The following is a 25,688-nucleotide window of genomic DNA, read 5'->3' as shown; positions in this document are numbered from 1 at the left end:
TAATCTACCACTCTATCGTAGTACCATTCTCTGTGGGATGACCAGTGCACACTAGCACCCTGCCTCTTTCCAATTCATCGTCGGTAAGCACCTCGTTATAATCCATGCGTACACCACCTTTGGTGCAGTTAGCCACGCAAGTGCTGCATACCCCACCGCGACAGCTGTAAGGCAGTTTAATTTTATGTTCCAGAGCAACATCCAGGATCCGTTTAGGCCAGGGTACATCCAGATTGTAGGTTTCCCCTTTAAAGTTTAGAATTACCGAATAGGTATTCTTATCCACCACTTTTTCCGAACTATCATCTTCATCCAATTCATCTTCGGGAAGCACAAAAGTTTCGCGTTTAATCTGTTTTATATCGAAACCCATGCCCAATAAGGTAATGCGGCACAAATCCATATAAATAACTGGTCCGCAGGTGTAGAAAAGTGCATCTTTCCGGTCGAACAATAAATGTTCTTTCAGCAGTTTTTCAATGTAAAACTTATTTAACCTGGCAGTGAGCAAGTTTTTGCTGTTGCTAAATACCCAAACTATTTTTAAACGATCTGGAAATTTCTGCTGCCAATCGCTCAGTTCATCGTAAAACAAGGTTTCTTCTTTTGAGCGGTTGCTATACACCAAAGTAATTTTAGACTTTTTTTCGGTAACCAGCGCCGTTTTCATAATCGAGAACAATGGGGTGATACCCACACCTGCAGCAAAGAGAAAAATATCGCGTTCCAGATTTTCTACCGGCTGATAACTGAATAAACCTTGTGGTTCTTGCGCCAAAAGCACATCACCCTCAGTTGTTTTATGGTGCAGGAAACGCGAAATCTCGCCATTTTCGACACGTTTAACCGTAATCGCGAGTGGCTCATCCACATCCGGTGAACTATTAAAAGAATACGACCGTCTGATTTCCTTATGCTTTCCTTCAAAAACCAGCGATAAAAACTGCCCGGCAAGATACTTAGGATAGCTTTCACCTAACACCTCAAATTCAAAAGTAATGTTATCGCCCGGCTGGTTAATAATTTTCTGGATACTCAGTTTGAACATATTACAAAGAAAGGAAATTGGTTTATTAGTTCAATAGCTCATTACTCATTAGTTAGCATGATCCGTAATAAATTCCGTGTTAATCCGAGAATCCGGGGCTAGAAAACTCAATGGTTCACCCACAAAAAAAGCGTCCCGATTCGAAAACCGGGACGCCTTACCAAATGCTTGTCTTTATCTTAATTTATTATTCGGCATTGTAAGCCAATAATACTCTCGGTTTTGCGTAACCGTAACGTTTCGGATGTTCCATAATCTGTTTCATAGAGATTACTTTATAAACATAGCCACCGGTTTCGCGGTTCAACTTCATTTTGTAGTAATTATCCTGATTTTGATTATCGATTTGCTTGCGCAGGCGTCCGTCGCCAATGTTGTAAGCTGCTGCAACTAATGTCCAGCTTTCAAGTCCCTGATACATTTCTTTAATGTATTTGCAGGCTGCGATAGTTGATTTACGCAAATTATAGCGTTCATCAACCCTACCGTTTACTTTTAATCCATAAGTACGGGCAGTACCGGGCATAAACTGCCAGATTCCGGCTGCGCCTTTTGGCGAAACCCCTTCAGCCATTCCAGATTCGACCAGGGCCAAATACTTAAAATCGTTCGGAATTCCGTATGCTGCAAGTATAGGCTCAATTACCGGAAACCATTTTGCTGCTTTTGCGTGCAAACGGTTGGTTTGAGTATTCCCATAAGTATGTGCTGCAAGGATTTTTTTCATTTTGCGCTCAACTTTTTTATCGCCTAATGGCAAAGTTTCCTGAGCGAAATTTAATTGTGCCATTAAGGATAGAGGGCCGGCCTCATATTCAACTTCCAGGCTATCAGATTTGGGTGTTGTAGTGTTTAATTTTTCTTCTTTTACAAGACTTTTTTGTGCTAAGGGCATTTGGTAAGCGAACACTTTTGCCAAGATAAATAGTGTTGCCACTACCGCAAATGGTACGATGTGTTTCTTTAACATTTTCCTCCTTTTTTTGGTGAACTTATATAAAAACGTTGGCAAAGGTAAAAAATAATAAGCACATTATCAAATAGTTACAAAATTACCTGCAAAAACCAGCCTTTAAAGTGCTTTAAACGGCGATTTTCAATTTTGAATTTCAGCCATTTTTTCCTATTTTAGAGGCTATTTTTTTATCTGATTTTTCAGCTCCAAAAATTGTTATGTTCAGCTATTTTTTATAAATTTGCAGCCCGCATTTTTGATGTGGTTAAAAGCGTATCATGATAAATAAAAACAACAGGAACAGTCGGGATGACAAGTCCAAACCGGGCAGCCGGAGAACAGAAGGCAGAAGCAATGCTGCCGGTTCTGACAAAAGAAGATCAGACGACAAAGACAACAAATTCAAAAAATCATCCGATTCAAAAGATGGCTTCAAACCTAGAAGCGCAGACAGAGATTTCAAATCTAAATCTTTCGGAGACAAAAAAGATTTCAAACCAAGAACAGGAGGGCGTGATTTTAAATCGAAAGATTCGGAACCACAGAGCTTCAAATTTGGTGATCGTGAGTTTAAATCCAAAGATACTGGTTCAGGTGCAGAAGATCGTGGCTTCAAATCAAGAAGCGGTGGATCGAGAGATTATAAACCAAGAACCGGTGACAGAGATTTTAAATCGAAAGAAGGAGGTTCAAGAGATTACAAACCGAGAACAGGAGACAGGGATTTTAAACCAAGAGAAGGTGGAGCAAGAGATTATAAGCCAAGAACAGGAGAACGCGATTTCAAATCTAAGGATGGAGATTCGAGAGATTTTAAACCGAGAAGTGGTGGTTACAAGGATTTCAAATCGAGAGGCAATTCAGATGGTTTTAAACCAAGTGCCGGAAGCTCAAGAGATGTAAAACCAAGGGAACCGAAAGATGGCGATACCCGTCCGTTCAGAAAACGCGAAGAGGTGCAACCAAGGGATACAGAGTTTAACCGTCCGGAAAGAACAGTTATAGCACCCGCCCGCAAAACAAACGAAGATAAAGGCTTAATCCGCCTAAACAGATATATCTCTAATGCAGGTATTTGCTCACGCCGTAAGGCCGATGAACTAATTGCTGCCGGCATTATTACCGTAAACGGTGAAGCAGTTACCGAATTGGGGCACAAAGTAGACCCTGCAAAAGATTTGGTACGCTACAATGGCGAACTACTTAAACGCGAGAAAAAAGTTTACGTACTGCTAAACAAACCAAAAGATTATATTACTACTACCGACGATCCTCAGGAACGTCGTACAGTGATGCAATTGGTAGACAAAGCCAGTCGTGAGCGTATTTACCCGGTTGGCCGCTTAGACCGCAATACAACAGGTTTATTGTTGATGACCAATGATGGTGACCTGGCCGATAAATTATCGCATCCAAAAAACGGCATTACCAAAATTTACAACGTAGAATTAAACAAAGCTTTATCGCAGGGCGATTTGAATAAAATTGCTTTCGGTTTAGAGCTTGAAGATGGTTTGATTAAACCTGATAACATTTCTTATGTTGCAGGTGGCACCAAAAAAGAAATCGGTATCCAGATCCACAGCGGTAAAAACCGGATTGTGCGTCGTATTTTCGAACATTTAGGCTATAGTGTAGAAAAATTAGATCGCGTAGTTTATGGTAATTTAACCAAAAAAGATTTGCCACGCGGCAGATGGCGTTATCTTGAAGATCACGAACTGATTCAGATAAAACACTTAATTAAATAATACTCAAGGCAATCGAAAGATTGCTTTTTTTTGCGCTATTTCGTCCTCCTTTGCAACGAGGATGTGCAGGAAAGGCGATTGTATCGCCTCAATTAAAAACACAAACCTCAACCATGCGCATTACAAAAGATGCGATTTATAAAATTTTCCCATATTTGTTTAAAAACAAGACCATCTTTTATGAAGAAGTATTTTTCTATTTTGTTAATGTCGATGCTATCAACAGCTGCCCTCGCGCAAAAAAATTATTATAACCTTGTTATAGGCACCTATACTGCGCCCGGCAAAAGCGAAGGCATTTACACATACAATTTTAATACTTCAACAGCCGATGTAAGTTTAAAACATGTTACCAAAGGAACAGCTAATCCAAGCTACCTGGCCATTTCACCAGACCGGAAATATGCTTATGCTGTTAACGAAACCGGGAACACCAGTACCGTGAGCGCATTTAAATATGATGCGACAACCGGAGCACTAACATTTATTAACAAAGTAGATAGCCATGGTGCCGATCCTTGCTATATCACAGCCGACACCAAAAATGTAATTGTAGCCAATTATTCAGGCGGCAGTTTGGCCGTATTTTCGCGCAATGCGGATGGCTCATTAACCGAGGCTACGCAGGTAATTAAACATACCGGCAAAAGCATCGACCCAAAAGGCCGACAGGAAAGTGCACATGTACACATGACCTTATTTACACCAGATCACAAATATTTAATTGTTAACGACCTGGGAGAAGACCAAACCTACATATATAGCTACAACGCTGCAGGTAAAGCCAAAACGTTAACCCAGAAATCGGTACTTAAAACCAATGCCGGCACCGGACCAAGACACATTACCTTTAGTCCGAATGGAAAATTTGCTTATTTAGCCCACGAGTTTAATGGCAGCATTACTACTTTTGCCTATGCCAATGGCAAACTGACCAAAATAGACGAAACAGGCACAACACCAAAAGATTTCGCTGGCCGTGTTGATGCAGCCGACATCCATGTATCAGCTGATGGGAAGTTTTTATACGAAACTAACCGGGGCGATGCCAACAGTATCTCTACTTTTTCAATTTTACCCAACGGAAAGTTAAAATTTGTTGAAACGATAAGCACTTTAGGGAAAGGACCGAGAAACTTTAGTATCGACCCAAGTGGTAATTTCCTGCTGGTTGGCCATCAATACACCAATAACGTAGTTATTTTTAAACGAGATAAAAAAACAGGAAAATTAACAGATAGCGGTAAAAGAATCGATGTTGGCGCACCTGTTTGCTTAGTACTCGATTAAATAAAAACGCAATGGAAAATTTCGATTGGACCAAATTCACTTTAAGGGTGGCCATTAAAGCCAAGCTAAAAGATATCTATAACGCATGGACAACAGCCAGTGAGATTGAAAAATGGTTCCTGGTCGATGCCGAATTTTCTGATGAAAACGGACTGATACTGAACAAAACACAAAACGCACTTAAGGGCGATAAGTATAAATGGATCTGGTATCTGTACGATGATATTGAACAAGGTACGATAACCGAAGCCAATGAAACAGATTATTTCCAGTTTACTTTTGCCGGCGATTGCCTGGTTGAAATTAGGCTCCATGAAGAATTTGAATATACCATTGTAGAACTTACTCAAAAAAACATCCCTGAAGACAGTAATTCTAAGAGAAATATTCGATTAGGTTGCCACAATGGCTGGAGTTTCTATCTGATTAACTTAAAGTCGGTTTACGAAGGCGGATTGGATTTGCGCAATAAAGACAACCGTTTTAAACCCATGCTGAATAATTAAAAGGATTTGAAAAAACACCAGAAAGAAATTAACAGCACAGGTTTTACTGTGATAAACGGCATTTACAGTGCTGAAGAAACAAACAAAATTGCAAGAACTATCGATGCGGCCAATGCCGATCGCTCAAATTTCCGAAAATCAGAAGATCTTTTTGCCATCAGACAGTTTTTAAAGGAAATTCCGGACGTAAAAGACCTAATTTTTACACCTGCCTTAAAAAATGTAATCCATGAGCTTTTCGGTCATGACTATTTTCTGGTCAAATCGATCTATTTCGACAAACCCGAAAACTCAAATTGGTTTGTTGCCTATCATCAGGATTTAACGATCTCTGTAGATCAAAAAGTTGAGATAGCCGGATTCGGCCCTTACACTAATAAGCGCAATCAATTCGCTGTTCAACCACCGTTGAACATCCTTGAAAATAGTTTTACAATCCGCATTCATCTGGATGACACAAATAAAGAAAACGGAGCATTAAAAGTAATTCCTGATTCGCACAGTAAAGGAATTTACCGTCCCGAAAATGTTGACTGGGCTATTGAAACAGAAGTAAGCTGCAATGTAAAATGTGGTGGTATTATGATGATGAAACCTTTGCTTTTACATGGCTCGAACCGAACAACCAACAACAAGAAGAGAAGGGTAATCCATTTAGAATTCAGTAATCAAATTCTACCAAAAGAACTAAAATGGTCAGAACAGCTAAATATCGACTAATTAACAATTTGCTTTTTACAGCACAATAAGCTTAACTTTGTGTGTGACGAGCAGCGCTAAATCAACATATTACAAAAAGAATCATGCCAATTGGCTAATGGTGTTGGCACTATTTTTCAGCCTTTTGACTTTTTCAAATTACGGCGTCAATGCAAAAAAAACACCGTCAAATCCCATTTTTCAAACGGAATGGGTTAAGCTCAATAACCTGCAGCAAGCAGTAAAGCTTACATTTAAGCCAATAAGCGTAAAGCCTCAGCTTAATCAAGCCGCTATTGAAGTCGAATTTAGCAGAACAGTAAGGCTAAGACTAAGTCTACTCAAAAAATTGTTCTGTGCTAATTTCACCAATCCAATCTTTTTAATTCAAAAACGCACACCTAATTACCATAGCGAAGCGGAAAACAATAACCCAGTCGGATAAAATTACATCTGCATTAAGTTATTCTAATTCCCAAATAGCCAAGGCTTTTAACTAAGCTTCAGGTTTAATCTTACACTAAATGAAAGGCTTCAAAAAAACAGGGAGGCTCATTGGTTTGGTATTCCTAATCTTTCTGGCATCAATAGGAATTGGTGGTGGCATACCCATCCCACCCACTAACAGAAGAGAAAACCAAATCGAAATAAAAACTGAGCTAAAAGAAACCGAAGAACCGGAAAAGCTTGTGCTTTCTGATTTTAGGCAATAAAAAAGCGGCCCGATTAAATTGGGCCGCTTCTACAAATATTTTAAACTAACCAACGTTAAGCAGGCTCAGCCACCTTAGCTACATTACGGTATGGATAAGAATTACAGATATGGCGACGGGCAAAACGCCCTGGTGAATCGGCATTTACCAATTTGATATAAATCGCTCTCGGCACATCGAAATATTCGTAAGCGCTACCATCAAAAAACTGGATATTTAAAACCGATTGTTTGTATTCGAAATCTAAAATATTAGAATTAGTAATCGTTTCAGTATAAGTTTCGATATTTTGTTCGCGTGTTTCAGGAGCAATACTCACTAAGAAATGATAAGCTTCGATAATTTCTTTACTTCTTGCTTCCGCAGCCAGTTTCTCTTCTTCCACCTGAAATTTATCAGGGTGACACTCTTTCATCATGGTACGGTAAACCGACTTAAGCGCCGCAAGCTCAGCTGTTTTATCTACATTCAACAGCTTTCTGTAATCTACTATTTTCTTCATTTGCCGCAAAGGTACGATTTATAATGATTTGATTTTGAGAAAGTTTTGTTTTGATAAGTATTTCTTTCACAAGCTGTTTAAACTTTTTATTCCGGTAACATCAATTTAACAGTAACATATTTAAAACACCTTTCAAGCCAATAACCTCAAACAGTTGAAGATTCTAAATAAAAAAGCCATCTGAAATAAATCAGATGGTCTTTAATAGATCCTGCAATTCAAAAAAATTAATACTTGGCTTGCAAAGATGACTCAATTACTTCTTTATAAAAACTGATGTATGAGGGCAGGATTTTTTTAAGGTCGAAATCCTGCGCACGTGTAAATGCATTCTCTTTAAAGCGTTTTAGGGTTTCATCGTCCTTTAAAATTTCTATTGCATGTGCCGCCATGTCATCTACATCACCAACATCACTCATGTAGCCACAAAAGCCGTCTACATTTAACTCTGGCAAACCACCGGCATTGGTGGTAATTACCGGCACTTTACAGGCCATAGCCTCCAATGCCGCCAAACCGAAACTTTCGGATTCTGAAGGCATTAAGAAAAGATCTGAAACTGATAAAATTTCCTCTACCGCATCCTGCTTACCTAAAAACCTTACATTTTCGCAAATATTTAATGATCTGCAAAGCTGTTCATTGTAAACACGCTCAGGCCCGTCGCCAACCATTAACAGCTTAGATGGAATTACCGCCTGTACTTTTTCAAAAATGCGAATTACATCGCCCGTACGCTTCACCTTACGGAAATTGGAAGTATGGATTAAAATACGTTCGTTATTGGGAGCAATGGCTTTCTTAAAGTGATCTTTAGCTTGTAGGCTAAAGCGGCTGAAATCGATAAAATTGGGTATTACTTTAATATCCTTGGTAATTTCGAAATGGTTGTAAGTATCTTTTCTCAAATCGTCAGAAACGGTAGTTACACCATCACTTTGGTTAATCGAAAAAGTTACCACAGGCTTATAAGTCGGATCTTTACCAACCAGTGTAATATCGGTACCATGTAAAGTAGTTACCACCGGAATCTGGATGCCGTAGCTAGCCAAAATCTGTTTGGCCATAAAAGCTGCCGAAGCGTGCGGAATAGCATAATGAACGTGTAATACATCCAATTGTTCGAAACGCACGACATCTACCAGTTTACTGGCAAGTGCCGATTCGTAAGGCGCATAATCGAAAAGTGGGTAATCCCTTACCGAAACCTCATGATAAAACAAATTAGCTGAAAAGAAATCGAGCCTGGCCGGCTGACTATAAGTAATAAAGTGAACCTGGTGGCCCTCGTTAGCAAGTGCTTTACCAAGTTCTGTTGCAACTACTCCACTACCGCCAAAAGTGGGGTAGCAAACAATTCCTATCTTCATCGTAAATGTATTGTTGTTACCGCAAATGTAGCCGATTTTACGCTATAATGCATGTCGGTTTATTGCAATAAAAATAGTGACATTTCTGTGTTGTTTCCCTGTTTATTCATGTAACAATAACAACAGTATTTTTATTTAGAAGCGCGGGGGGTAATAGCTCTTTTTAAAGCAGACTAAACAGCAAAAAACGTGGTAAGAATACAAGTAGACCGCGTATTAGGAATGAAATTATTTAAGGTTACGCACTTCCTCTTTTATTACCAGTAAAAGTTCGTTAGGCCTTTGTGTACCAATAAAATATTCCAACCCGTCGCGATCTGTTAATACCACTGCATCTTTACCCGATGAATAAAAACGAATGGTACCCTTAGTATGCAGATTATAAACAGGGTTATTAAAAAAATAGCGGCTGTAAACGGCTTTACGCACATCTACAATACTGTTCAAGTCAATTTTCACGCGTTTGGTTGTCCATAGCCCGTCTAAAATCAGACTGCCATTGTCGACGATAATTTTATACTGGATTAAAAAAAGTAAAAGCATTGAAACGCCAATAATCCCGAAGCCTACCACCAGAAACAAGTCTTGAGTGTTGTCGCGGTCGCGCTCGTAAACGTAGGCAGCGAAACAGAAAGCAGCCATAATAAGCCTGATGAAAATGCGTACATAATCACGGCCAATGTATTGTTTTTCGATATAGGCGTATTTGCTTTCCACTTATTTTATTTTGAGTTCGAATATAGCAACTTTTTTGGTTGTGGTGGTTAATTTATATCGGTTATCCTGTCGCATACCCACAATCCAAACAATTTCACCATTTCCATTTACCAATATCGGCGTTGTATTTTTTAAATGCAAGGGCACTTTTTCGTCAATAAAATAATCGCTCACTTTTTTAGGGTTGCGCATCCCCAGCGGGATAAATTTATCGCCATTCTGCCATTTCCTCAACACCAAAGGATAAATCAGTTTATCGGCATTTACAAAAGCTTTGTTCGCATCCACATCAAACTTTACCTCAGCACTAAAAGCCATAGTAATTTCATCATTCGCAAACTCAATGCTGGCAGTATCGGGATGTATAAACTGATTCGTTATTACGGCGACATCTTTTTCTACAATAACCAGATCGTCCCTGTTGATAATGGCCTGGTGGCTGGCACTAAAAAAATGCGTTCCGCTTAATGCTTTCAGGCTATCCAGAATTTCCTGCACTACATTTTCACCAAAACCAAAAGGTCTTAACAGTTCGTACAACAATAGTTTCTGCGGATTTAACTTCGCAATCTCGTTTAAGGCGATATAAATCCCGTCAGCACGTTTTTCTAAAAGCGTTGCCTGTAACTTCTGAACCTCCAGGGTTAAAAAGATTTCAATTTCCGCAAAGCGCTCCATGTTTTCGGCAAAGGTTTTTTCCAGATGTGGATTTATTTCCTGTAAATGCGGCACCACCTGTAACCGCAATTTATTACGGGTGTAATGTGTACTCAGGTTCGAACTGTCTTCAACGAAAGCGATGTTGTTATTTTCTACTATTTCATTAACCTGCTGTCGGGTCAAAAACAACAATGGCCTGATTAATTTATCGCGCTTAGGCAAAATACCGTGTAAACCGCTAATTCCGGTGCCACGTACCAGATTAATCAATACCGTTTCAACTGCATCATTTTGGTGCTGGGCCAAAGCAATGTAATCGTAACCTTCCTGGCCCCTTATTTCTTCGAACCAGTTATAACGCAACTCGCGTGCAGCCATTTGTGTCGAAATTTTATGCTCGGCAGCATATTTTTTGGTCTCAAAATGCGTTACATAAAAAGGTAACCCTAAATTACTGGCCAGGAGCGCTACAAAATGTTCATCGCGCTGCGCCTCATCGGCCCTTAAATTAAAGTTACAGTGTGCTACACCAATATCTACGCCTATTGCCTTAAACAAATGTAACATCAGTACAGAATCCTTACCGCCGCTTACTGCCAAAAGAATACGGTTACACCCGGTAAACAGCTGGTGCTGTTCAATAAAATCGCGAAATTGCTGTAAGGGTAACATCCACCAAAAATATTTAATTTTAACTGGTATTCCGAACGTTCGGAACAAAAAACTAACTTTGTAGTGTGCAAAAACTATTTGTCTTTTTATTCCTTTTAATCAGTCCGGCATTTTTATTCGGTCAGCAAACCGCGTCGAAAATTAAAATCATCTCCTTTACAAAAGTAAACGGCGACAGGAAAAACAATGCTACCTATCTTCGCAACCCTGTTTTTCAGCAAGACAACGCAACATTAAGCTGCGATAGCGCCGTTTTTTACAGTGAGCGCAACTATTTTGAGGCATACAAAAACGTACACATCAACCAGCTTACAACCGATATTTATTCCGATCAGCTGGAATACGATGGAAATAAAAAACATGCCCACTTAACCGGAAATGTAAAAATGATCGATCCTACTTCGATCTTAACCACCAATATTTTAGATTACAATACACTGAGCAAAATAGGCACATATACCAGCGGCGGTAAAATTGTAAACAAAGATGTAACCCTCACCAGTAAAAATGGTTATTATTTCAGCAATTCGAACGACGCTTACTTCCGATATGATGTAGTGGTGGTTACGCCGCAATCGACCATCAAATCGGATACCATGAGCTACAATACGCAAAGCAAATGGACTTTCTTTTACGGCCCGACAAACATTAAAGGAAAAGACGACAATCTCTACACGGAAAACGGCCAGTATAACACCATGACCGAAGATGCCTTTTTCGGGAAGAAAAATCTTTACACCCAGGGCACCCGATCGTTAAAAGGTGATAGTTTGTATTATTACGGCAAAAAAGGAATTGGTAAAGCGGTTAAAAACATTGTTTTTTCTGATACCAAGGATAAAATGAAAATGTTTGGTGATTTGGGTTACTATTACAAGGTCGACCAAAGAACCCTGGTTACCCGAAACGCTTATCTGGGCATTGGCACCGAAGATTCGATTATGGTGAAAAATAAAAAGCGCCCTGATAGTTTGTGGATGGGTGCCGATACCCTCGAAACACAGATGGTATTGCAAAAAACGCTAAAATTAATTCCTAAAATTTCGATCAAAGCCGATAACCAGGTTGGAGAGGACGATGAAGAAGGCGCTGCAAAAAAAGGCAGTGGCGAAGCCAAGTACAAACCAGAAAGTGAACCATCACAAAAAGAAGACCGCAGTAAACGTAATTTAAGGAATAACAAAGCAGATAAGAAAAAGAAAGGTAAAGGCGACACCAATACCACTGATCCAACAGAACTGCCGAAAGATAAAAACATTGATAGCTTAAAATCCAAGGTAGACTCGGCTGGAAAAACTTTGCCTACACTTCTAACTGATAGCCTGAAAAAGAACAATGTTTTAAAGGCCAAGGCTGATTCGATAATTAAAAAACTACCTGCAATTAAAACAGATAGTATCCAGAAAAAAATAATAACCAAAGCAGATGCGTTGGTAAAAACCACTGGTAAAAGCCAGATAGATAGTTTAAGTAAAAAAGTACTAAAACCCGGAGTTAAGGATAGTTTAACCAAAGCCATAGGCAATTTAAAACCCGGTGCCTTGAAGAACGATACCGCTAAGTTTAGCCCTGCCGATACTGTACAGGCCCGTATTATTAAGGCCTACCACGGCGTAAAGGTATATAAAACCAATATTCAGGCTAAAACCGACAGTCTTTTTTACACCAGTGCCGATTCTACCCTACGTTGCTACAGTAACCCGATCATCTGGTCGGAAGGCTCACAGCAGGTAGGTGATACGATTTATGTACAGTTTAAGAATAAAAAGTTAAACAACTTAAAAGCTTTCAGAAATGCTTTTCTGGTAAATACACCTAAAGATTCGTTAAGGTTTAACCAGATAAAAGGCAGACTGATGACCGGTTTTTTTCATGATGGCAAACTCAAAAACCTGTATGTGGATGGTAATGCCGAAAGTATTTATTACACCCAGGATGATAGCACGAAGGTTTATAAAGAAATGAACCAGACCCTGAGTAGTCGGATTAAATTTATTTTTAAGAATAAAGAAAATGCCATCGAAGACATTGTTTATATCAAAGGGGTTGAGGGTGCATTAAATCCCGAAAATCAAATTGCAAAAGACCATGTTTTAAAGGGCTTTTCATGGAAACCTACCGAAAGGCCTAAATCGAAAAAAGATGCTATTGGTTCTGCCGGAAAGCCAAAGGTTAAAATTAAACCGAAGGCAGTAGCGGGCAAAACTCCTTCGGGCAAAGCACCTGTAAATACCAAAGGAGTAACTGCTGCAGGTAAAACCACAACAACACCAATTGTTGCGCAACCAAAAACAACAGTGGTAAAAGATAGCCTAAACCTGAATAAAAAACTGCCGGCAACTAAACCTGCAGATACAGCCAACTTTGGTATTAAGCCTATTTTACCTAAAAAGGATTCGACTCAGAGGAAAAAAGATTCTACGGTGGTTAAGAGGGCGGCAAGTAACTTCTAAAAGTGTAACCGTCATTTCAACTGAAGCGTAGCGGAATGGAGAAATCTATAATAAATGTGCGTAAATAGATTTCTCGACTACGTTACACTGCGCTCGAAATGACGATTCCTTTATTAAAAACTAGCAAGAACCTATAACTCCCCTTTCAAAAAAGCCATCATTTTTTTCAGTGCAATGGCCCTGTGGCTAATTTTATTCTTTTCGGCCATATCCATTTCAGCAAAAGTAATATTATAACCATTGGGCTGAAATATAGGATCGTAGCCAAAACCTTTCGAACCCGATAATTCCCTTCTGATTGTACCTTCAATTAGCCCTTCAAAAATATGGTTCTTTCCACCCTGCATTAAAGAAATAACCGTTTTAAACCTGGCTTTTCTGTTTTCTTTTCCTTCAAGTTTCTTTAAAACAAGTTCTATGTTTTCTAAACTATCTCGGCTCCCTGAGTACCTTGCAGAATACACGCCGGGCTCGTTATTAAGTGCTTCTACTTCCAAACCGCTGTCATCGGCAAAACAATCCAGGTTAAAATGCTCAACCACATAACTGCTTTTTAAAGTGGCATTACCTTCAAAAGTATCCGCAGTTTCCGGAATATCGGTTAAGCAGCCAATATCTTCGAGGTTTAACACCTCGTACCTGCCTGCCAGGGCCAAACGTATTTCTTCGGTTTTATGTTGATTGTTGGTTGCGAAAACAAGTTTTTTCATTTTAAAAGAGGTAAAGGTTTAGGGTGTAAGGCTTAAGCACCCGTTGCTAAATTTAAAATCCCACATCTTGATATCTGGTACTAAATACTTGATTCTAAAACTAGTTGATTCGACAATACTAAGCCTCTATTTAATTTTCTGCAGGTTGCCCCAAAGCAATTTCTTTGCGGTTAAATCGCTATCTAAATGATGCAGGTTAGGGGCAAAAATGATGCGGGTTGTACCGTGGACAATAATTTCGTTTTGCCAAACCAAATCTAATTTCAAATGTGCAATTTCTACCCCGAACGAAAGCATCGTAACCGGCTTAAAAAACTGGTAAAGTTCGGCAAAGCCGGTGCCCTGGTATTTGGAATAATTCAGGATGGCAAAATCTGGTGTACCGAGATCTACAGCTTTAACAATTTTGCGCAAGAGTTCGCGGCCCTGTTCGGTGCTCACATCGTTACTTTCATCATTAACCAGAATCAGTACCGATTTTTTATTACTGCCTAAAAATTTAAAGGTTTTTTCGGGTGCAGGCTCGGCCGCAACATGCGTAATTTCAGGAGCCTGAGGGTAAATTTTTGGTATTTCGGGCGCTTTAATACCTGGAATTTGCGTTACTTCTGTCTTTAAAACCGATTCTTTTTCTACTTCGGCAACCACCTTTTCGGCTACAAAAACAGGCTCAGTATTACGCAAAGGCTGAATTTCTATACTTTCATCTTTTACCAGAAAAACCTCATCGGTAAAAAATAAGCGTAAAGCATTCGCATTGTTGGTAAGCTGGTTTTCCATTCGTATTTTTGCCGGATAATAATTTCTGTTAAAATTAGTTAAATATCTTATAATAGCGACGCTAATTGTTACTTTTATCCCTTAAAATTTATAGACTGCTCTACGTGAGAAAAGCTTTTTGCCTATTTGTTTTTAGCTTTATTTATAGCATTTCGTTTGCACAAAACGTGGCTGTAGTTAACGGCAAACCAGTAAGTACCAAAGAGTTTATGTGGGCGTACAAAAAAAGCCATAATGGAAATATCAGCGTTTCGTTCGATACTCTACAGGCTTATTTAAACCTTTATATAAATTTTAAGCTTAAGGTTTTAGATGCCCGCGAAATGGGGCTTGATAAAACCCCTGGCTACCAGGAAGAGATCAAAAATTATGAAGAAGCCCTAACTACCCATAAAAAACCGGGTACCAGCAGCAAAGACCATGATTTTTTATTGAACGAATACCGCGAAGGTGTTTTGATGTTTAATGTTTCTGAACAAAAAATCTGGAACAAGGCACAGGAAGATGAGCAGGCAATAAACGAGTTTTACAGTAAAAACAAACAAAATTACAATAAACCATTGAGCGAGGCTAGAGGCGATGTAATTGCCGACTACCAACAAAGTCTGGAAGAAAAATGGTTGATTGGCCTTAAACAAAAATACCAGACTAAAATTAACGAAAGTGAACTAAAAAAGCTGGCCAAGCTATAATTAAGCCATTTTTTTAGTAACCAATAAGTATTAAATTCGCAAAATATAAACAATAGAATGAAAAAAGTTTTTTTAGTAGCAACCGCTTTAATGGGCCTGTTTTTAAACAGTTATGCGCAAAAGCACACTGTAGATAAAGTTGCTGCTGTTGTAGGAGGTAATATTATCCTGCTGTCAGATTTAAATCAACAATACACCCAATATCTTTATCAGGGAAACCCTCCTAATGAAACCATTAAGTGTAAAATTTTGCAACAAACTCTTACCCAAAAGCTACTGAAACAACAAGCCGAAATCGATTCGGTAATGGTTGAAGATGGCGCTGTTGATGATGAGGTAAACAAGCGTATGCGTTTCAGCATGCAACGTGCTGGTGGGCAAGAACGTTTAGAGCAGTTTTTGAACAAATCTGTACTTCAGTACAAAGATGAGATCCGTCCATCAGTAAAAGATGAGCTGATTGCACAAAAAATGCAGCAAAAAATTACAGAGAACATTAACGTTACCCCAATGGAAGTTGAAAAGTATTTCAAATCGTTGGGCGATAGTATCCCTGAATTTAACACAGAAGTAGAAGTTGGAGAGGTGGTGTTAAACCCTCAGTTAACCCGTGCCGAAAAACAAAAATTCCGCGATAAAATTGAAGCTTTAAGGTTAAGGGTTAAGAGTGGCGAGGACATGGGTGTTTTGGCCAAAACTTATTCAGAAGATCCGGGCTCAGCGGCCGATGGTGGTGATTATGGTTTTATCGACAGAAATACCATGGTAAAAGAGTTTACCGCCTGGGCATTTAAACTAAAAGCTGGCGAAATTTCACCAGTGTTCGAAACCGATTATGGTTTCCACTTTTTACAGGTATTAGAACGTAGAGGTGAGCAGGTACACGTTAGGCACATTTTAATTATGCCTAAAACCACACCCGAAAGTTTAACCCGTTTAAAATTACATGCCGATAGTATTTACAACAACATCATTGGCAAAAAACTAAGTTTTGCTGCTGCTGCAAACCTGTATTCAGATAATAAAGAAACCAAATACAATGGTGGTATGATGCTTAATGCTGAGAATGTTCAGGCAAGAAGTACCTTAATTCCGGTTGATAAATTGGATCCATCGGTATTTTTAGTAATCGATAGCATGAAAGTTGGTGGCATTTCTAAGCCTGATTTATTTACAGCTGCTGATGGAAAACAAGGTTACCGCATTTTATACTTAAAAGCTAAAATACCACCGCACAAAGCCAACATGCTACAGGATTTCTCAAAAATCAGAGATGCTGCACAAAGTGATAAAATTAATCGTACTTTAAGCGAATGGTTTGAGAAACGTCGCGAAAGTACTTACATTAAAATAGACGACGAGTTCAATACCTGCGATGAATTAAAAATCTGGACTAAAACCACAGCCGCAAAATAATACCAATGCAGTACAAGAACGAAGTAGAAGCTGTTGATGCGCTTCATCAATCTTTCAATAACATTAAAGCCGAAATAAGCAAGGTAGTTGTTGGACAGGATGACATCATAAAATCTGTTTTAATCGCCATTTTTAGCAACGGACACTGTTTGTTGGTTGGCGTACCCGGATTAGCTAAAACTTTACTTGTTCAAACTGTAGCTTCGGTTTTAGACCTCGGTTTTAACCGCATTCAGTTTACCCCCGATTTAATGCCAAGCGATATTATTGGCGCAGAGATTTTAGGCGAGGACAGGCACTTTAAGTTTATAAAAGGGCCTGTCTTTTCTAATATTATCCTGGCCGATGAAATTAACCGTACACCACCAAAAACGCAGGCCGCTTTATTAGAGGCCATGCAGGAAAAATCGGTTACGGCAGCAGGCCAAACCCATAGCCTACCCAAACCGTTTTTCGTTTTGGCTACGCAAAACCCGATTGAACAGGAAGGAACTTATCCACTGCCCGAAGCGCAGTTAGACCGTTTCATGTTCAACATCCAGTTAAACTACCCTGCCTTTGCAGATGAGTTAAACATCGTAAAAAATACGACCAGCAACAAAACTGTACAGCTGCAAAAAATCATCCATGCCGATGATATCCAGTATTTCCAAAAGTTAATCCGCGATATTCCGGTTACCGATAATGTTTTAGAATATGCGGTTAAACTGGCGGCAAAAACACGTCCGAATACCGAGTTTGCAACCGAAGCAGTAAACAAATACATCAGCTGGGGTGCTGGTCCACGGGCTTCGCAATTTCTTGTTCTCGGTGCAAAATGCCATGCTGCAGTAACAGGCAAATACTCGCCCGATATTGAAGATGTTAAAGCTGTTGCCGAACCCATTCTTCGCCACCGTATTGTACGTAATTATCGCGCAGAGGCTGAGGGCTTATCGATCGAAAAAATTATTAAAGATTTGTTGTAAAGAAGTTATATCCGATAAAAAATCCCGTAGTTAGATAAAACTGACTGCGGGATTTTTCTTTTTAAACTAAAAGGTTGATGTTTGTTTAGCAATATGATCAAAACATTTTGCTCAATAAAACCTAACGCTTAAACAACTATGGCTGAGAAAACAACTGAAACTTTTTGTCCTACGGGCCGCAAAGCCTGGCGCGAATGGCTGTTGAAAAACCATGATACCAAACAATCGGTTTGGCTGGTTTGCTACAAGGCCAAAGCAAACAAACCAACCCTATCCTGGAGTGATGCTGTAGAAGAAGCCCTTTGCTTTGGCTGGATTGACAGCATTAGAAAAACAATTGATGAAGAAAGTTTCACTCAGTTCTTTAGCAGGCGAAAACCCAATAGTGGCTGGTCGAAAATTAACAAGGCCAAGGTCGAGCAGTTAACCGCTGCAGGCTTAATGGCGCAGGCCGGGCTCGAATGTATCAATCGTGCAAAAGAAAACGGCTCATGGATCATTTTAGATGAAGTGGAAGAACTCGTTATACCTTCCGATTTAGCAACAGCATTGGAAAGTACAGCAGACTCAAAAGCATTTTTCATGGGCTTAAGTAAATCGGTACGCAAAGCCATGCTACAATGGATTACTTTTGCCAAACGGTCCGAAACCAGGCAAAAAAGAATTGCCGAACTGGTTGAGCTGGCCAGCCAAAACAAAAAGCCTAAGCAGTTTTAATTTTTAGTTTAACTGTTAGTCGGGATTTGTAATCCCGACTGCTTAATAAGCATTTCTTAATTTATTTAGGTGGATTAAAAATCCACAATACCCCAGATCTGGATTGCAAATCCAGACCAGCACATTACATTTCCTGTACGAGTTGAAAGTAGTTGCAAACAATTATATTTGTGATAACGATGCCTGACCAAAAACTTACCGGTGCAAAAGCTGCCCTCTTAGCTGAATATAAAAAAGCAATAGATGAACTGATTATGGTGATAAGTCCTGTCACTAATGAGCAATTGCTAAAAACCATCGAACCGAAAAGTACCAACACCGATTGCATTTCTATCCAAACCATTTTAACCCATGTAACTGCTGCTATTTTTAGTTATGCGGTGTACATCGAAAACGCTATTGGCCTTAAAACAGAAAGGCCCGAAAGACTATCGTTTAACACAATTAGCCCCTACATTTCCAGGCTGAATGAAGCTTTTGCCTACAATGAAGCGCTATTCACAGAGCAACCCGCTATCACTTTAGAAGAATTTAACTCCGACAAAAAAATACATACCCGCTGGGGACAGGAATACGATGTTGAACAAATATTGGAGCATGCCATTGTTCATATATTAAGGCATAGGCGACAAATTGAAAACGTTTTGGTTAAATTTAAATCTGAATTAAATTGAGTGCACTAACCAATTTTTATAATCGTTTTGCTTTTTTCTATCCATTGGTAGATATTTTTCTTAAACCGCAAAAGAAAAAGTTTTTCCAAGAAATTAATCAGTTACCCCACGGAAAGCTGCTCGAAATTGGTGTAGGTAACGGCTCACATTTCCACCTTTACCAAAAGCATCAAATTACCGGAATAGAAATTTCTTCGGCTATGCTCAACATAGCTAAAAAGCATGCGGCCGGCAATATTGAACTTTTCCAGATGAATGGCGAAGAGCTGGCCTTTGAAGCAGATAGCTTTGATTATGTTGTACTGTCGCACGTAATTGCTGTAGCCCAGCACCCCGAGAAACTCATATTGCAATGCCATAGGGTATTAAAAACAGGGGGTAAATTATTGATATTAAACCATTTTACCCCAAATAACTGGTTAAAATACGTTGACCGGTCTTTTAACTTATGCACTGGCTTATTTCAATTGAAATCTTTATTTTACATCAACAATATTAAAGCTATTGAACGGTTTAAACCCAAAAAAGAAATTGCCTTAAAACCATGTGCTTATTTTAAAATCTTAATGCTCGTCAAATCTTGAAAAAACACTATTGGTATATTGCCCCGGCGTTAGTAATCAGTTTATTTATCTACCTGTTTTACCGAACAGATAAAACACTGGTTAACCAGATTTTCATCCAGCTGAGTTCTTTAAAAACTTACGAAGACTTAAAGTATATCATTACCAGTAGCTTACCATTAAACAAATACATTATTTATTCTTTACCCGAAGGGCTTTGGGTGTTCTGCATTACCCTAACTTCAAAAGGCTTTTACATTAAACTTTTTAACAGACAAATCGACTGTTCTTTAATCCCGCCGGTATTCGCTATAGGGCTCGAATTATTTCAACTACTTCACATTACCAATGGCCGTTTCGATATACTGGATATAACGGTTTCGTTGTTCTTCTGGCTTTTGGCTTTAAAAATAACACATACAAAAGCCAGCCTGGAAAACGTATTTAATGCTTTCAATTTCAATAGTGTCGTGTGTTTACTCAGTTATTGTATTGTTTATTTAGCGCACGTAAACCATTAAAATTTTAATTTAATATTTGCAATTAGCTGGAAATAAATATATTTGCGTCAAATTTCACAGCAATGCTACGTCAAATAAATATCCAACAAATAAACTTTAGCCAGTCTTGTGGCTTAAAGGGTTGGGGTATTGAGGTAAATTTCCTTTCCAATCCTTAAGGTTTAAGGGGCCAACCCATAAAATCTACATTTAACAAATCTTTTTTAATTACCCTTTGCTAAGCCATAAGCGCTTATCAAAATTATTTATATCCGTTATGGACATTTATACCACTGCAGATGAAAAATATCTGCAGGCTATTGAAGAATTGAACTGGGGCGAGCTGCCCAAAGCACTTCAGTATTTTACCGAACTTATTGCTTTTGATCCGGATTACGCCAGAGGTTATTTTCAGCTTGGAAATTTATACCACTACCGTTTTAAAGATTATAAAACTGCGGGTTATTATTACAAGCGCTGTATCGAACTGGATGCTGATTTTCCTGAAGTTTATGAGCCCTATTTAAACCTGGTTATTACGTTGAAAATGCATAAGCTGGCTAAGCAGATTGCAGATAAAGCCTTAACTGTTGCAGGTGTGTGCGAAGCGCATATCTACGAAAATTTGGGTCTGCATGCCGAGCAGCAGCAAAATTTTGCAGGGGCAGCCAATTATTTCAAAAAAGCCGAGCTGTTTAATGCTGTTCAGGATAAACAGAGTGCATTGCAGGAACATCAGGATCGTATTAAAAATAAAATGAACAGTATCAAAGCAATGATTTATGATTTACAGGGATAAAGGCAAGCCTTTATCCTTCTTCCTTTTGGCGATACAAATCAGCTTTTAATCTTTTTATTTTAATTTTGTTATTATCTTTACTGCATAATTACAAAGCATAAATTTTTAAAATCAAAATATTTCGATATGTCAGCTCACGATTCACACGCACCAGTTCAGCAAACTAAAGGCATTTGGGCATTACCATTAACTGCCTGGATTATTGTTTTAATCTTGCTTGTGGCTTTCACAAGACCAATTTTCCACCATGCAGAAGAAGGTACTTCGCACGAAAAAACTGAAGTGCATCACTCAGAAGCTACTGAATCGCACCACTAGGCATTGCTAGTATAAACACAAAAAAAGCGCTGAGTTACAGCGCTTTTTTTGTGTCTTTTTTATGCTAATTGGTATCTGTACCAAAGGCTTGGCCATTACTTGTTTCGGTTGGCGAGGACACCAACCGATAGGATAAACTTAAGCTAGCTGTCGGCATCTTCACCGACAGCCACAGACTAACGTAGCGCTATCTGCAAAACGATACTCCCTTATTTCGGTCGATGAAGACACTAAGCGATAGGATAAATGCCTTATTAATATTTTATTTTAACCATTTAAAACTTTTGTGACAATATTTTTGTGCCTAAAAAATTTGTCACAAAAAAAACGGACACAAAGTTGTGATCGTTTTTCTTATGTGCGTCAAAGTTGCCACAATAATTGCAGATCAACATACTACAGCAGTGCTATTTGTAAAACGATGCTCCCCTATTCGGTTGGTGGAGACATCATATTGTTCGGAAGCTTTTAGATCAACTAAAGATAAGATATAAAGTCAGCGCCTATTTATCCAGCTGGCCCATAATGTTCGGGTAATCAGTTATAATGCCATCTACCCCTAAATCTTTAAAGTATTTCACATCCTTAATCGTATTCACGGTCCAGGGAATAATTTTGATCCCCATGGCATGGCAGCGATCTACCAGGCCTTTACCTACCAATACCGAATATGGGCTGTAAATGGTAGGTTTAAAGCCTAATTTTTCAATGTACGATTCGAAAGGTTCTTTCTCATCAATCAACAGTGAAGTTTGCACCTTCGGGTATTTCTCGTGCAGGTATTGCAGTGTGCGCATATCAAACGACTCGATAATTACCCGTTTCGTTAGTTTTTTAGCGTTTATAATCTCCATAATCAAATCCACAAATTCAGCTGGTTCGGGATGGAATTCGTTGTCGCCATTTTTAATGGTTTTGGTTTCGATACTGTAAACCGGTTTGGCCAGTTTATGTTCCTTAACATAAGCCTCCACTGCATCAATGGTTTCAGTAAGTAGTGGTTTGTAAGCTTTAAATTTCATTTGGCCCGGAAAACGGTCGTGCACCTTACTTCCGACATCAAACTTCTTAACCTCCTCGTAATCCATTTTATAAATGTTAAACTTCTTCTGGTCTTTCAGGGTAATGGGCTTCCCGTTAGGCTGTAAAGAAATTTCATTGTTAAAATAAGGTTCCTGCGAAAGCACCACCATTTTATCTTTCGAAATTACCGCATCCATTTCTAAAGTAGTAACACCTAAATCGAGCGCTTTCAACATCCCTTCTATGGTATTTTCGGGCATAATTCCCCTTGCGCCGGCTTTACCCTGCACATCAAACTTTTGTTTCTGTGCCGAGACATTAAAACATAACAAAGCGAGAGCAGAGAGTAGAAGTATTTTTTTATGCATGAATTTTAAACGTAAAATGAACAATTTTATTTGTGGTATTTTTCTTTGAAGCCCAAACATTAGGCTTGTTTTTAAAGTTCTGGATTAAAACCGCAGCTAAGTACAAGTTCCGAAATAAAAAAAGGGCTTCTTTTTACGGAGAGCCCTGTTTAATTCACATTTTGCTATTTATCTTTCGGCAGGTACAAAAGCCTGTACAATTAAGTTCCAGCTTGCATCTGCAGCTTTTTCGTAGACAAAAACATAGTTAAAGCTTTCTCTTAAGTCTGCTTTATAATCAATGGTAGCCACACCGTAAGTATAGGCTAAATCACTACCAATTGCTTTATCTACACCAGTTGTTTTTAAGCTAATTTTGCTCACCATGCTGTTATAAAAGGCAACAATTTTACCTTTTCCTTCAATGGCTTCATTACCCGGAAAAAGTAAACGTGCATCGTTAGTTAAAAAGCCACCAAATGCAGCAATACCATGCGTTTTTAACAAGGTATTTAAGGTTTTCTCGGTAGTTAAAATAATTTCTTTGCCGGCCTTAACTTCTTTTTCATTTAAGAATTTTGGCGCTACGTGGTCTTTTGGTTCAACAAACTGTGGCGTAACTTTAGCCAAAGGTTTATTGCTTTCTGTACCTAAATCGATAGCCAGTTTCCACTTGCCGTTTTCTGATTTCCAGATAGACAGGTATTGACCGTATTTTTTATCGGCAGCACCAACTTCATACGGACCTGTAGTGAAACCTAAATCTCCGCTACGCGATACTTTGGCCAAATTGGGAGTCCAGGAAACATCGTTTTCACTGTTTGCCTTATTGGTATAAAAAGTTTTGGCATTAATCGGGTTTGGTCTAAACACCAAAGCACTGCCCAGCGAGTATTCAAGAAAGGCATCTTTATCTCCGTTTTTGGCCACCGCTTTGGCAAAATCTTTCTCAGCACTTACTAAAGACTTGGTTGTTCCATCACTTTTTTGAGCAAATGTGCTCAGTGCTAAAAGTGAAGCTATGGCAGTTGAAAATATCTGTTTCATTATCAGTTTAAAAATATAGTTTGGCGAATATAAAATTTTCTTTAGGGTATGGTTTTAAAAGTAATCAACAATTTCACATTATTGACTTATTTCTCCCTGTAAATGGTTTCTAAAACAGTTTGACCTGTAGCTTTTAAAGTATTTTTATCAATATTGGCTAAGTTATCAAGCTGGGTATGCCAGTTGATGTAAAAGCCACTGTTATCGTTATAGTGAATAATATCAATAGAGGGAACACCAGCTTTGTTCATCCAGAAATGATCGTCGACCAGTTTACCGCTTGGAATTTTGGTAAAATAAGAGGCGTAGCCAATCTCATTGCCAATATCCCATACTTTATTAGCCACATCTGGCGCTGCCTGACGGGAGATTTCATCTTGTGTAAACTGTGCATTGCCACCGCCTACCATATCGAGGTTAATACCATAAAGTGCTTTATAACCAGAGGCTACAGCCTGTTTAGCCCAATACTGTGAGCCCAGGCACCAGGTGGTTTCATCAGGTGTTTCATCATTGGCTTTGCCATAATCTTCTAAATCCCACAATATAAAATCGACACCTACATTAGGTTGTTTCTGCTGTATTTGGCGAGCCATTTCCAAAATCACGGCAACACCACTGGCACCATCGTTTGCGGCATCGAAGGCTTTGGTATGGTTGGCAGGGTCGGTATCCTGATCTGAAAAAGGACGGGCATCCCAATGGGCAGTAATTAAAACCCTGTTCTTTTGTGTTGGGTTAAAGGCTGCTACAATGTTCTTAAGCTGAAAGCTTTTGCCATCGTATGTAGTTGTTTTTTCGCCTAGTATCTTCACATCTGCACCAAACGACTTTAATTTGGCCACCAGATAATCGGCACATTTTTGGTGGGCATCTGTCCCCGGAATACGCGGACCAAAGTCTACCTGCGCTTTGGTATAGGCATAAGCGCTATCAGCATTAAAATCAGGAGATACCAGGGTTATTTTCTCTTCGCTCTGGCTGGTGTCAGCTTGCTTATTTCTACAAGCCTGTACCCCCATAAGGGCGATAAAAGGCAGGATAAATATTTTTTTATTCATGATCAATTTAACGGAAAACGGATTCAATTGGTCTAAAATAGAGTTTATTTTATGAAACAATATAATCAACGATCGCTTTTGAGTGAATTTTAGTGGTATCGAATACTGGTATATCAAAATCATCCTGGCTAATAAGCATCGGAATTTCGGTACAGCCCAGAATAATACCTTCGGCACCTGCTGCAACCAATTCATTAACAATTTCTACATACCGCACTTTGGTATGTGGTAAAATCAATCCTCGGCCCAGTTCTTCTTTTAGTGTATGTTGTATATAATTTCTGGTATCCTGCTGCTTTGGAATCAAAACGTCCAATCCGGTAGCTTGGAGTTTTTTGATATAAAAATCTTTCTCCATGGTAAATATGGTACCCAAAAGGCCAATTTTTCTAATCCCAACATTATTTATGGCCTTAGCTGTTTCAGTGCCAATGTGAATAATGGGCACAGCGATACGGTTTTCAATTTCATCGGCAAATAAATGGGCCGTATTTGCGCATAACACAATGGCTTCTACCCCACTGTTTTTTAAACTTTGGCAGGCATTTAAAAGCAATTCAAATGATCCTTCCCAGGTTTTATCCTGTACATCGCAAAAATTAAGGGAGTAAATTAAACACTCGGCAAAATTTAATCCACCCAGGCGTTCATTTACTCCCTCATTTATAAATTTATAATAATCGATGGTTGATACCCAACTTATTCCGCCTACCAAACCAATCTTTTTCATTATAAAA

Annotated in this window: 28 protein-coding genes; 16 read left to right on the top strand and 12 right to left on the bottom strand. The window is 38.9% G+C overall.

What is annotated here, in order from left to right:
• Positions 1-4 precede the first annotated feature (4 nt).
• Entirely contained in the window at positions 5-1,048 is a 1,044-nt protein-coding gene (locus tag DBR40_RS20360) for a ferredoxin--NADP reductase (protein ID WP_124561587.1), read from the bottom strand.
• Between the two features lie 187 nt (positions 1,049-1,235).
• Positions 1,236-2,018 carry a lytic transglycosylase domain-containing protein gene (locus tag DBR40_RS20355; protein ID WP_124561586.1) on the bottom strand — a complete coding sequence of 261 codons (783 nt, stop codon included), beginning with the start codon at positions 2,016-2,018 and terminating at the stop codon, positions 1,236-1,238.
• A 263-nt stretch (positions 2,019-2,281) separates the two neighbouring features.
• Between DBR40_RS20355 and DBR40_RS20350 the strand changes: the two genes are divergently transcribed.
• The 6 genes from DBR40_RS20350 (at position 2,282) to DBR40_RS20325 (ending at position 6,962) form a co-directional block, all read left to right on the top strand.
• Positions 2,282-3,754, top strand: a complete 1,473-nt coding sequence (locus DBR40_RS20350; protein WP_124561585.1) for a pseudouridine synthase — start codon at positions 2,282-2,284, stop codon at positions 3,752-3,754.
• Positions 3,755-3,934: 180 nt separating this feature from the next.
• Positions 3,935-5,044: a lactonase family protein gene (locus DBR40_RS20345; protein WP_124561584.1), complete on the top strand. Its 1,110-nt coding sequence runs from the start codon at positions 3,935-3,937 to the stop codon at positions 5,042-5,044.
• Positions 5,045-5,055: 11 nt separating this feature from the next.
• Positions 5,056-5,550 (top strand): SRPBCC domain-containing protein, encoded by a 495-nt coding sequence (locus DBR40_RS20340; protein ID WP_124561583.1) that lies wholly within the window; start codon positions 5,056-5,058, stop codon positions 5,548-5,550.
• Positions 5,551-5,556: 6 nt separating this feature from the next.
• Complete coding sequence (locus DBR40_RS20335; protein ID WP_124561582.1) at positions 5,557-6,270, top strand: phytanoyl-CoA dioxygenase family protein; 714 nt, start codon at positions 5,557-5,559, stop codon at positions 6,268-6,270.
• Between the two features lie 43 nt (positions 6,271-6,313).
• Positions 6,314-6,694 (top strand): hypothetical protein, encoded by a 381-nt coding sequence (locus DBR40_RS20330; RefSeq protein WP_124561581.1) that lies wholly within the window; start codon positions 6,314-6,316, stop codon positions 6,692-6,694.
• 79 nt (positions 6,695-6,773) lie between these two features.
• Positions 6,774-6,962 carry a hypothetical protein gene (locus DBR40_RS20325; protein ID WP_124561580.1) on the top strand — a complete coding sequence of 63 codons (189 nt, stop codon included), beginning with the start codon at positions 6,774-6,776 and terminating at the stop codon, positions 6,960-6,962.
• 55 nt (positions 6,963-7,017) lie between these two features.
• On the opposite strand, the gene DBR40_RS20320 is transcribed toward DBR40_RS20325, so the two are convergent.
• From DBR40_RS20320 to tilS, 4 genes are all read right to left on the bottom strand, one after another.
• Positions 7,018-7,464 (bottom strand): KTSC domain-containing protein, encoded by a 447-nt coding sequence (locus DBR40_RS20320; protein ID WP_124561579.1) that lies wholly within the window; start codon positions 7,462-7,464, stop codon positions 7,018-7,020.
• A 227-nt stretch (positions 7,465-7,691) separates the two neighbouring features.
• Complete coding sequence (gene bshA, locus DBR40_RS20315; RefSeq protein ID WP_124561578.1) at positions 7,692-8,834, bottom strand: N-acetyl-alpha-D-glucosaminyl L-malate synthase BshA; 1,143 nt, start codon at positions 8,832-8,834, stop codon at positions 7,692-7,694.
• Positions 8,835-9,062: 228 nt separating this feature from the next.
• Positions 9,063-9,551, bottom strand: a complete 489-nt coding sequence (locus tag DBR40_RS20310; RefSeq protein WP_124561577.1) for a hypothetical protein — start codon at positions 9,549-9,551, stop codon at positions 9,063-9,065.
• On the bottom strand, positions 9,552-10,883 hold the full coding sequence (gene tilS / locus DBR40_RS20305; protein WP_124561576.1) for a tRNA lysidine(34) synthetase TilS: 1,332 nt from the start codon (positions 10,881-10,883) through the stop codon (positions 9,552-9,554).
• Between the two features lie 65 nt (positions 10,884-10,948).
• Here tilS and DBR40_RS20300 point away from each other — a divergent pair, with 65 nt between their 5' ends.
• Positions 10,949-13,336, top strand: coding sequence for an OstA-like protein (locus DBR40_RS20300; protein ID WP_124561575.1), 2,388 nt, complete (start codon positions 10,949-10,951; stop codon positions 13,334-13,336).
• A 131-nt stretch (positions 13,337-13,467) separates the two neighbouring features.
• On the opposite strand, the gene DBR40_RS20295 is transcribed toward DBR40_RS20300, so the two are convergent.
• Together DBR40_RS20295 and DBR40_RS20290 are read right to left on the bottom strand one after the other, a co-directional pair.
• Positions 13,468-14,046 (bottom strand): non-canonical purine NTP diphosphatase, encoded by a 579-nt coding sequence (locus DBR40_RS20295; RefSeq protein WP_124561574.1) that lies wholly within the window; start codon positions 14,044-14,046, stop codon positions 13,468-13,470.
• A 126-nt stretch (positions 14,047-14,172) separates the two neighbouring features.
• On the bottom strand, positions 14,173-14,826 hold the full coding sequence (locus DBR40_RS20290) for a hypothetical protein (RefSeq protein ID WP_124561573.1): 654 nt from the start codon (positions 14,824-14,826) through the stop codon (positions 14,173-14,175).
• A 104-nt stretch (positions 14,827-14,930) separates the two neighbouring features.
• Between DBR40_RS20290 and DBR40_RS20285 the strand changes: the two genes are divergently transcribed.
• The 9 genes from DBR40_RS20285 (at position 14,931) to DBR40_RS20245 (ending at position 21,473) form a co-directional block, all read left to right on the top strand.
• Entirely contained in the window at positions 14,931-15,518 is a 588-nt protein-coding gene (locus tag DBR40_RS20285) for a hypothetical protein (RefSeq protein WP_233603948.1), read from the top strand.
• Positions 15,519-15,575: 57 nt separating this feature from the next.
• The gene (locus tag DBR40_RS20280; RefSeq protein WP_124561572.1) at positions 15,576-16,934 is read left to right on the top strand and encodes a peptidylprolyl isomerase; all 1,359 of its coding nucleotides are present in this window, start codon (positions 15,576-15,578) and stop codon (positions 16,932-16,934) included.
• Between the two features lie 5 nt (positions 16,935-16,939).
• Entirely contained in the window at positions 16,940-17,902 is a 963-nt protein-coding gene (locus tag DBR40_RS20275; RefSeq protein WP_124561571.1) for an AAA family ATPase, read from the top strand.
• A 138-nt stretch (positions 17,903-18,040) separates the two neighbouring features.
• Positions 18,041-18,619 (top strand): YdeI/OmpD-associated family protein, encoded by a 579-nt coding sequence (locus tag DBR40_RS20270; protein ID WP_124561570.1) that lies wholly within the window; start codon positions 18,041-18,043, stop codon positions 18,617-18,619.
• A 179-nt stretch (positions 18,620-18,798) separates the two neighbouring features.
• Positions 18,799-19,293 (top strand): DinB family protein, encoded by a 495-nt coding sequence (locus DBR40_RS26900; protein ID WP_199748396.1) that lies wholly within the window; start codon positions 18,799-18,801, stop codon positions 19,291-19,293.
• Complete coding sequence (locus DBR40_RS20260) at positions 19,290-19,877, top strand: class I SAM-dependent methyltransferase (RefSeq protein ID WP_124561569.1); 588 nt, start codon at positions 19,290-19,292, stop codon at positions 19,875-19,877. The genes DBR40_RS26900 and DBR40_RS20260 overlap by 4 nt, the downstream gene beginning before the upstream one ends.
• Positions 19,874-20,377: a hypothetical protein gene (locus DBR40_RS20255; RefSeq protein WP_233603947.1), complete on the top strand. Its 504-nt coding sequence runs from the start codon at positions 19,874-19,876 to the stop codon at positions 20,375-20,377. The genes DBR40_RS20260 and DBR40_RS20255 overlap by 4 nt, the downstream gene beginning before the upstream one ends.
• 256 nt (positions 20,378-20,633) lie before the next feature.
• On the top strand, positions 20,634-21,155 hold the full coding sequence (locus DBR40_RS20250) for a hypothetical protein (protein WP_124561568.1): 522 nt from the start codon (positions 20,634-20,636) through the stop codon (positions 21,153-21,155).
• Between the two features lie 126 nt (positions 21,156-21,281).
• Entirely contained in the window at positions 21,282-21,473 is a 192-nt protein-coding gene (locus DBR40_RS20245; protein ID WP_124561567.1) for a hypothetical protein, read from the top strand.
• Positions 21,474-21,976: 503 nt separating this feature from the next.
• Here DBR40_RS20245 and DBR40_RS20240 read toward each other — a convergent pair.
• From DBR40_RS20240 to DBR40_RS20225, 4 genes are all read right to left on the bottom strand, one after another.
• Positions 21,977-22,864, bottom strand: coding sequence for a glycerophosphodiester phosphodiesterase family protein (locus DBR40_RS20240; RefSeq protein ID WP_124561566.1), 888 nt, complete (start codon positions 22,862-22,864; stop codon positions 21,977-21,979).
• A gap of 168 nt (positions 22,865-23,032) precedes the next feature.
• Positions 23,033-23,890 carry a nuclear transport factor 2 family protein gene (locus DBR40_RS20235; RefSeq protein ID WP_124561565.1) on the bottom strand — a complete coding sequence of 286 codons (858 nt, stop codon included), beginning with the start codon at positions 23,888-23,890 and terminating at the stop codon, positions 23,033-23,035.
• An 86-nt stretch (positions 23,891-23,976) separates the two neighbouring features.
• Positions 23,977-24,951 carry a M28 family peptidase gene (locus DBR40_RS20230; RefSeq protein WP_124561564.1) on the bottom strand — a complete coding sequence of 325 codons (975 nt, stop codon included), beginning with the start codon at positions 24,949-24,951 and terminating at the stop codon, positions 23,977-23,979.
• 49 nt (positions 24,952-25,000) lie between these two features.
• Positions 25,001-25,681, bottom strand: coding sequence for an aspartate/glutamate racemase family protein (locus DBR40_RS20225; protein ID WP_124561563.1), 681 nt, complete (start codon positions 25,679-25,681; stop codon positions 25,001-25,003).
• Positions 25,682-25,688 lie beyond the last annotated feature (7 nt).

The organism is Pedobacter sp. KBW01, assembly GCF_003852395.1.
Lineage (GTDB): Bacteria > Bacteroidota > Bacteroidia > Sphingobacteriales > Sphingobacteriaceae > Pedobacter.
Note: the sequence above shows the minus strand (reverse complement) of the source record. Positions and strands in the feature narration are given on the sequence as shown.

Excerpts from the sequence above, each read along its gene's own strand:
- DBR40_RS20280 (WP_124561572.1), top strand. The coding sequence starts at position 15,576 with ATGAAAAAAGTTTTTTTAGTAGCAACCGCTTTAATGGGCCTGTTTTTA.
- DBR40_RS20295 (WP_124561574.1), bottom strand. The coding sequence starts at position 14,046 with ATGAAAAAACTTGTTTTCGCAACCAACAATCAACATAAAACCGAAGAA.
- DBR40_RS20250 (WP_124561568.1), top strand. The coding sequence starts at position 20,634 with ATGGACATTTATACCACTGCAGATGAAAAATATCTGCAGGCTATTGAA.
- DBR40_RS20270 (WP_124561570.1), top strand. The coding sequence starts at position 18,041 with ATGGCTGAGAAAACAACTGAAACTTTTTGTCCTACGGGCCGCAAAGCC.
- DBR40_RS20360 (WP_124561587.1), bottom strand. The coding sequence starts at position 1,048 with ATGTTCAAACTGAGTATCCAGAAAATTATTAACCAGCCGGGCGATAAC.
- DBR40_RS20290 (WP_124561573.1), bottom strand. The coding sequence starts at position 14,826 with ATGGAAAACCAGCTTACCAACAATGCGAATGCTTTACGCTTATTTTTT.
- DBR40_RS20340 (WP_124561583.1), top strand. The coding sequence starts at position 5,056 with ATGGAAAATTTCGATTGGACCAAATTCACTTTAAGGGTGGCCATTAAA.
- bshA (WP_124561578.1), bottom strand. The coding sequence starts at position 8,834 with ATGAAGATAGGAATTGTTTGCTACCCCACTTTTGGCGGTAGTGGAGTA.
- DBR40_RS20325 (WP_124561580.1), top strand. The coding sequence starts at position 6,774 with ATGAAAGGCTTCAAAAAAACAGGGAGGCTCATTGGTTTGGTATTCCTA.
- DBR40_RS20235 (WP_124561565.1), bottom strand. The coding sequence starts at position 23,890 with ATGAAACAGATATTTTCAACTGCCATAGCTTCACTTTTAGCACTGAGC.
- DBR40_RS20240 (WP_124561566.1), bottom strand. The coding sequence starts at position 22,864 with ATGCATAAAAAAATACTTCTACTCTCTGCTCTCGCTTTGTTATGTTTT.
- DBR40_RS20275 (WP_124561571.1), top strand. The coding sequence starts at position 16,940 with ATGCAGTACAAGAACGAAGTAGAAGCTGTTGATGCGCTTCATCAATCT.
- DBR40_RS20230 (WP_124561564.1), bottom strand. The coding sequence starts at position 24,951 with ATGAATAAAAAAATATTTATCCTGCCTTTTATCGCCCTTATGGGGGTA.
- DBR40_RS20345 (WP_124561584.1), top strand. The coding sequence starts at position 3,935 with ATGAAGAAGTATTTTTCTATTTTGTTAATGTCGATGCTATCAACAGCT.
- DBR40_RS20320 (WP_124561579.1), bottom strand. The coding sequence starts at position 7,464 with ATGAAGAAAATAGTAGATTACAGAAAGCTGTTGAATGTAGATAAAACA.
- DBR40_RS20350 (WP_124561585.1), top strand. The coding sequence starts at position 2,282 with ATGATAAATAAAAACAACAGGAACAGTCGGGATGACAAGTCCAAACCG.
- DBR40_RS20225 (WP_124561563.1), bottom strand. The coding sequence starts at position 25,681 with ATGAAAAAGATTGGTTTGGTAGGCGGAATAAGTTGGGTATCAACCATC.
- DBR40_RS20245 (WP_124561567.1), top strand. The coding sequence starts at position 21,282 with ATGTCAGCTCACGATTCACACGCACCAGTTCAGCAAACTAAAGGCATT.
- DBR40_RS26900 (WP_199748396.1), top strand. The coding sequence starts at position 18,799 with ATGCCTGACCAAAAACTTACCGGTGCAAAAGCTGCCCTCTTAGCTGAA.
- tilS (WP_124561576.1), bottom strand. The coding sequence starts at position 10,883 with ATGTTACCCTTACAGCAATTTCGCGATTTTATTGAACAGCACCAGCTG.
- DBR40_RS20355 (WP_124561586.1), bottom strand. The coding sequence starts at position 2,018 with ATGTTAAAGAAACACATCGTACCATTTGCGGTAGTGGCAACACTATTT.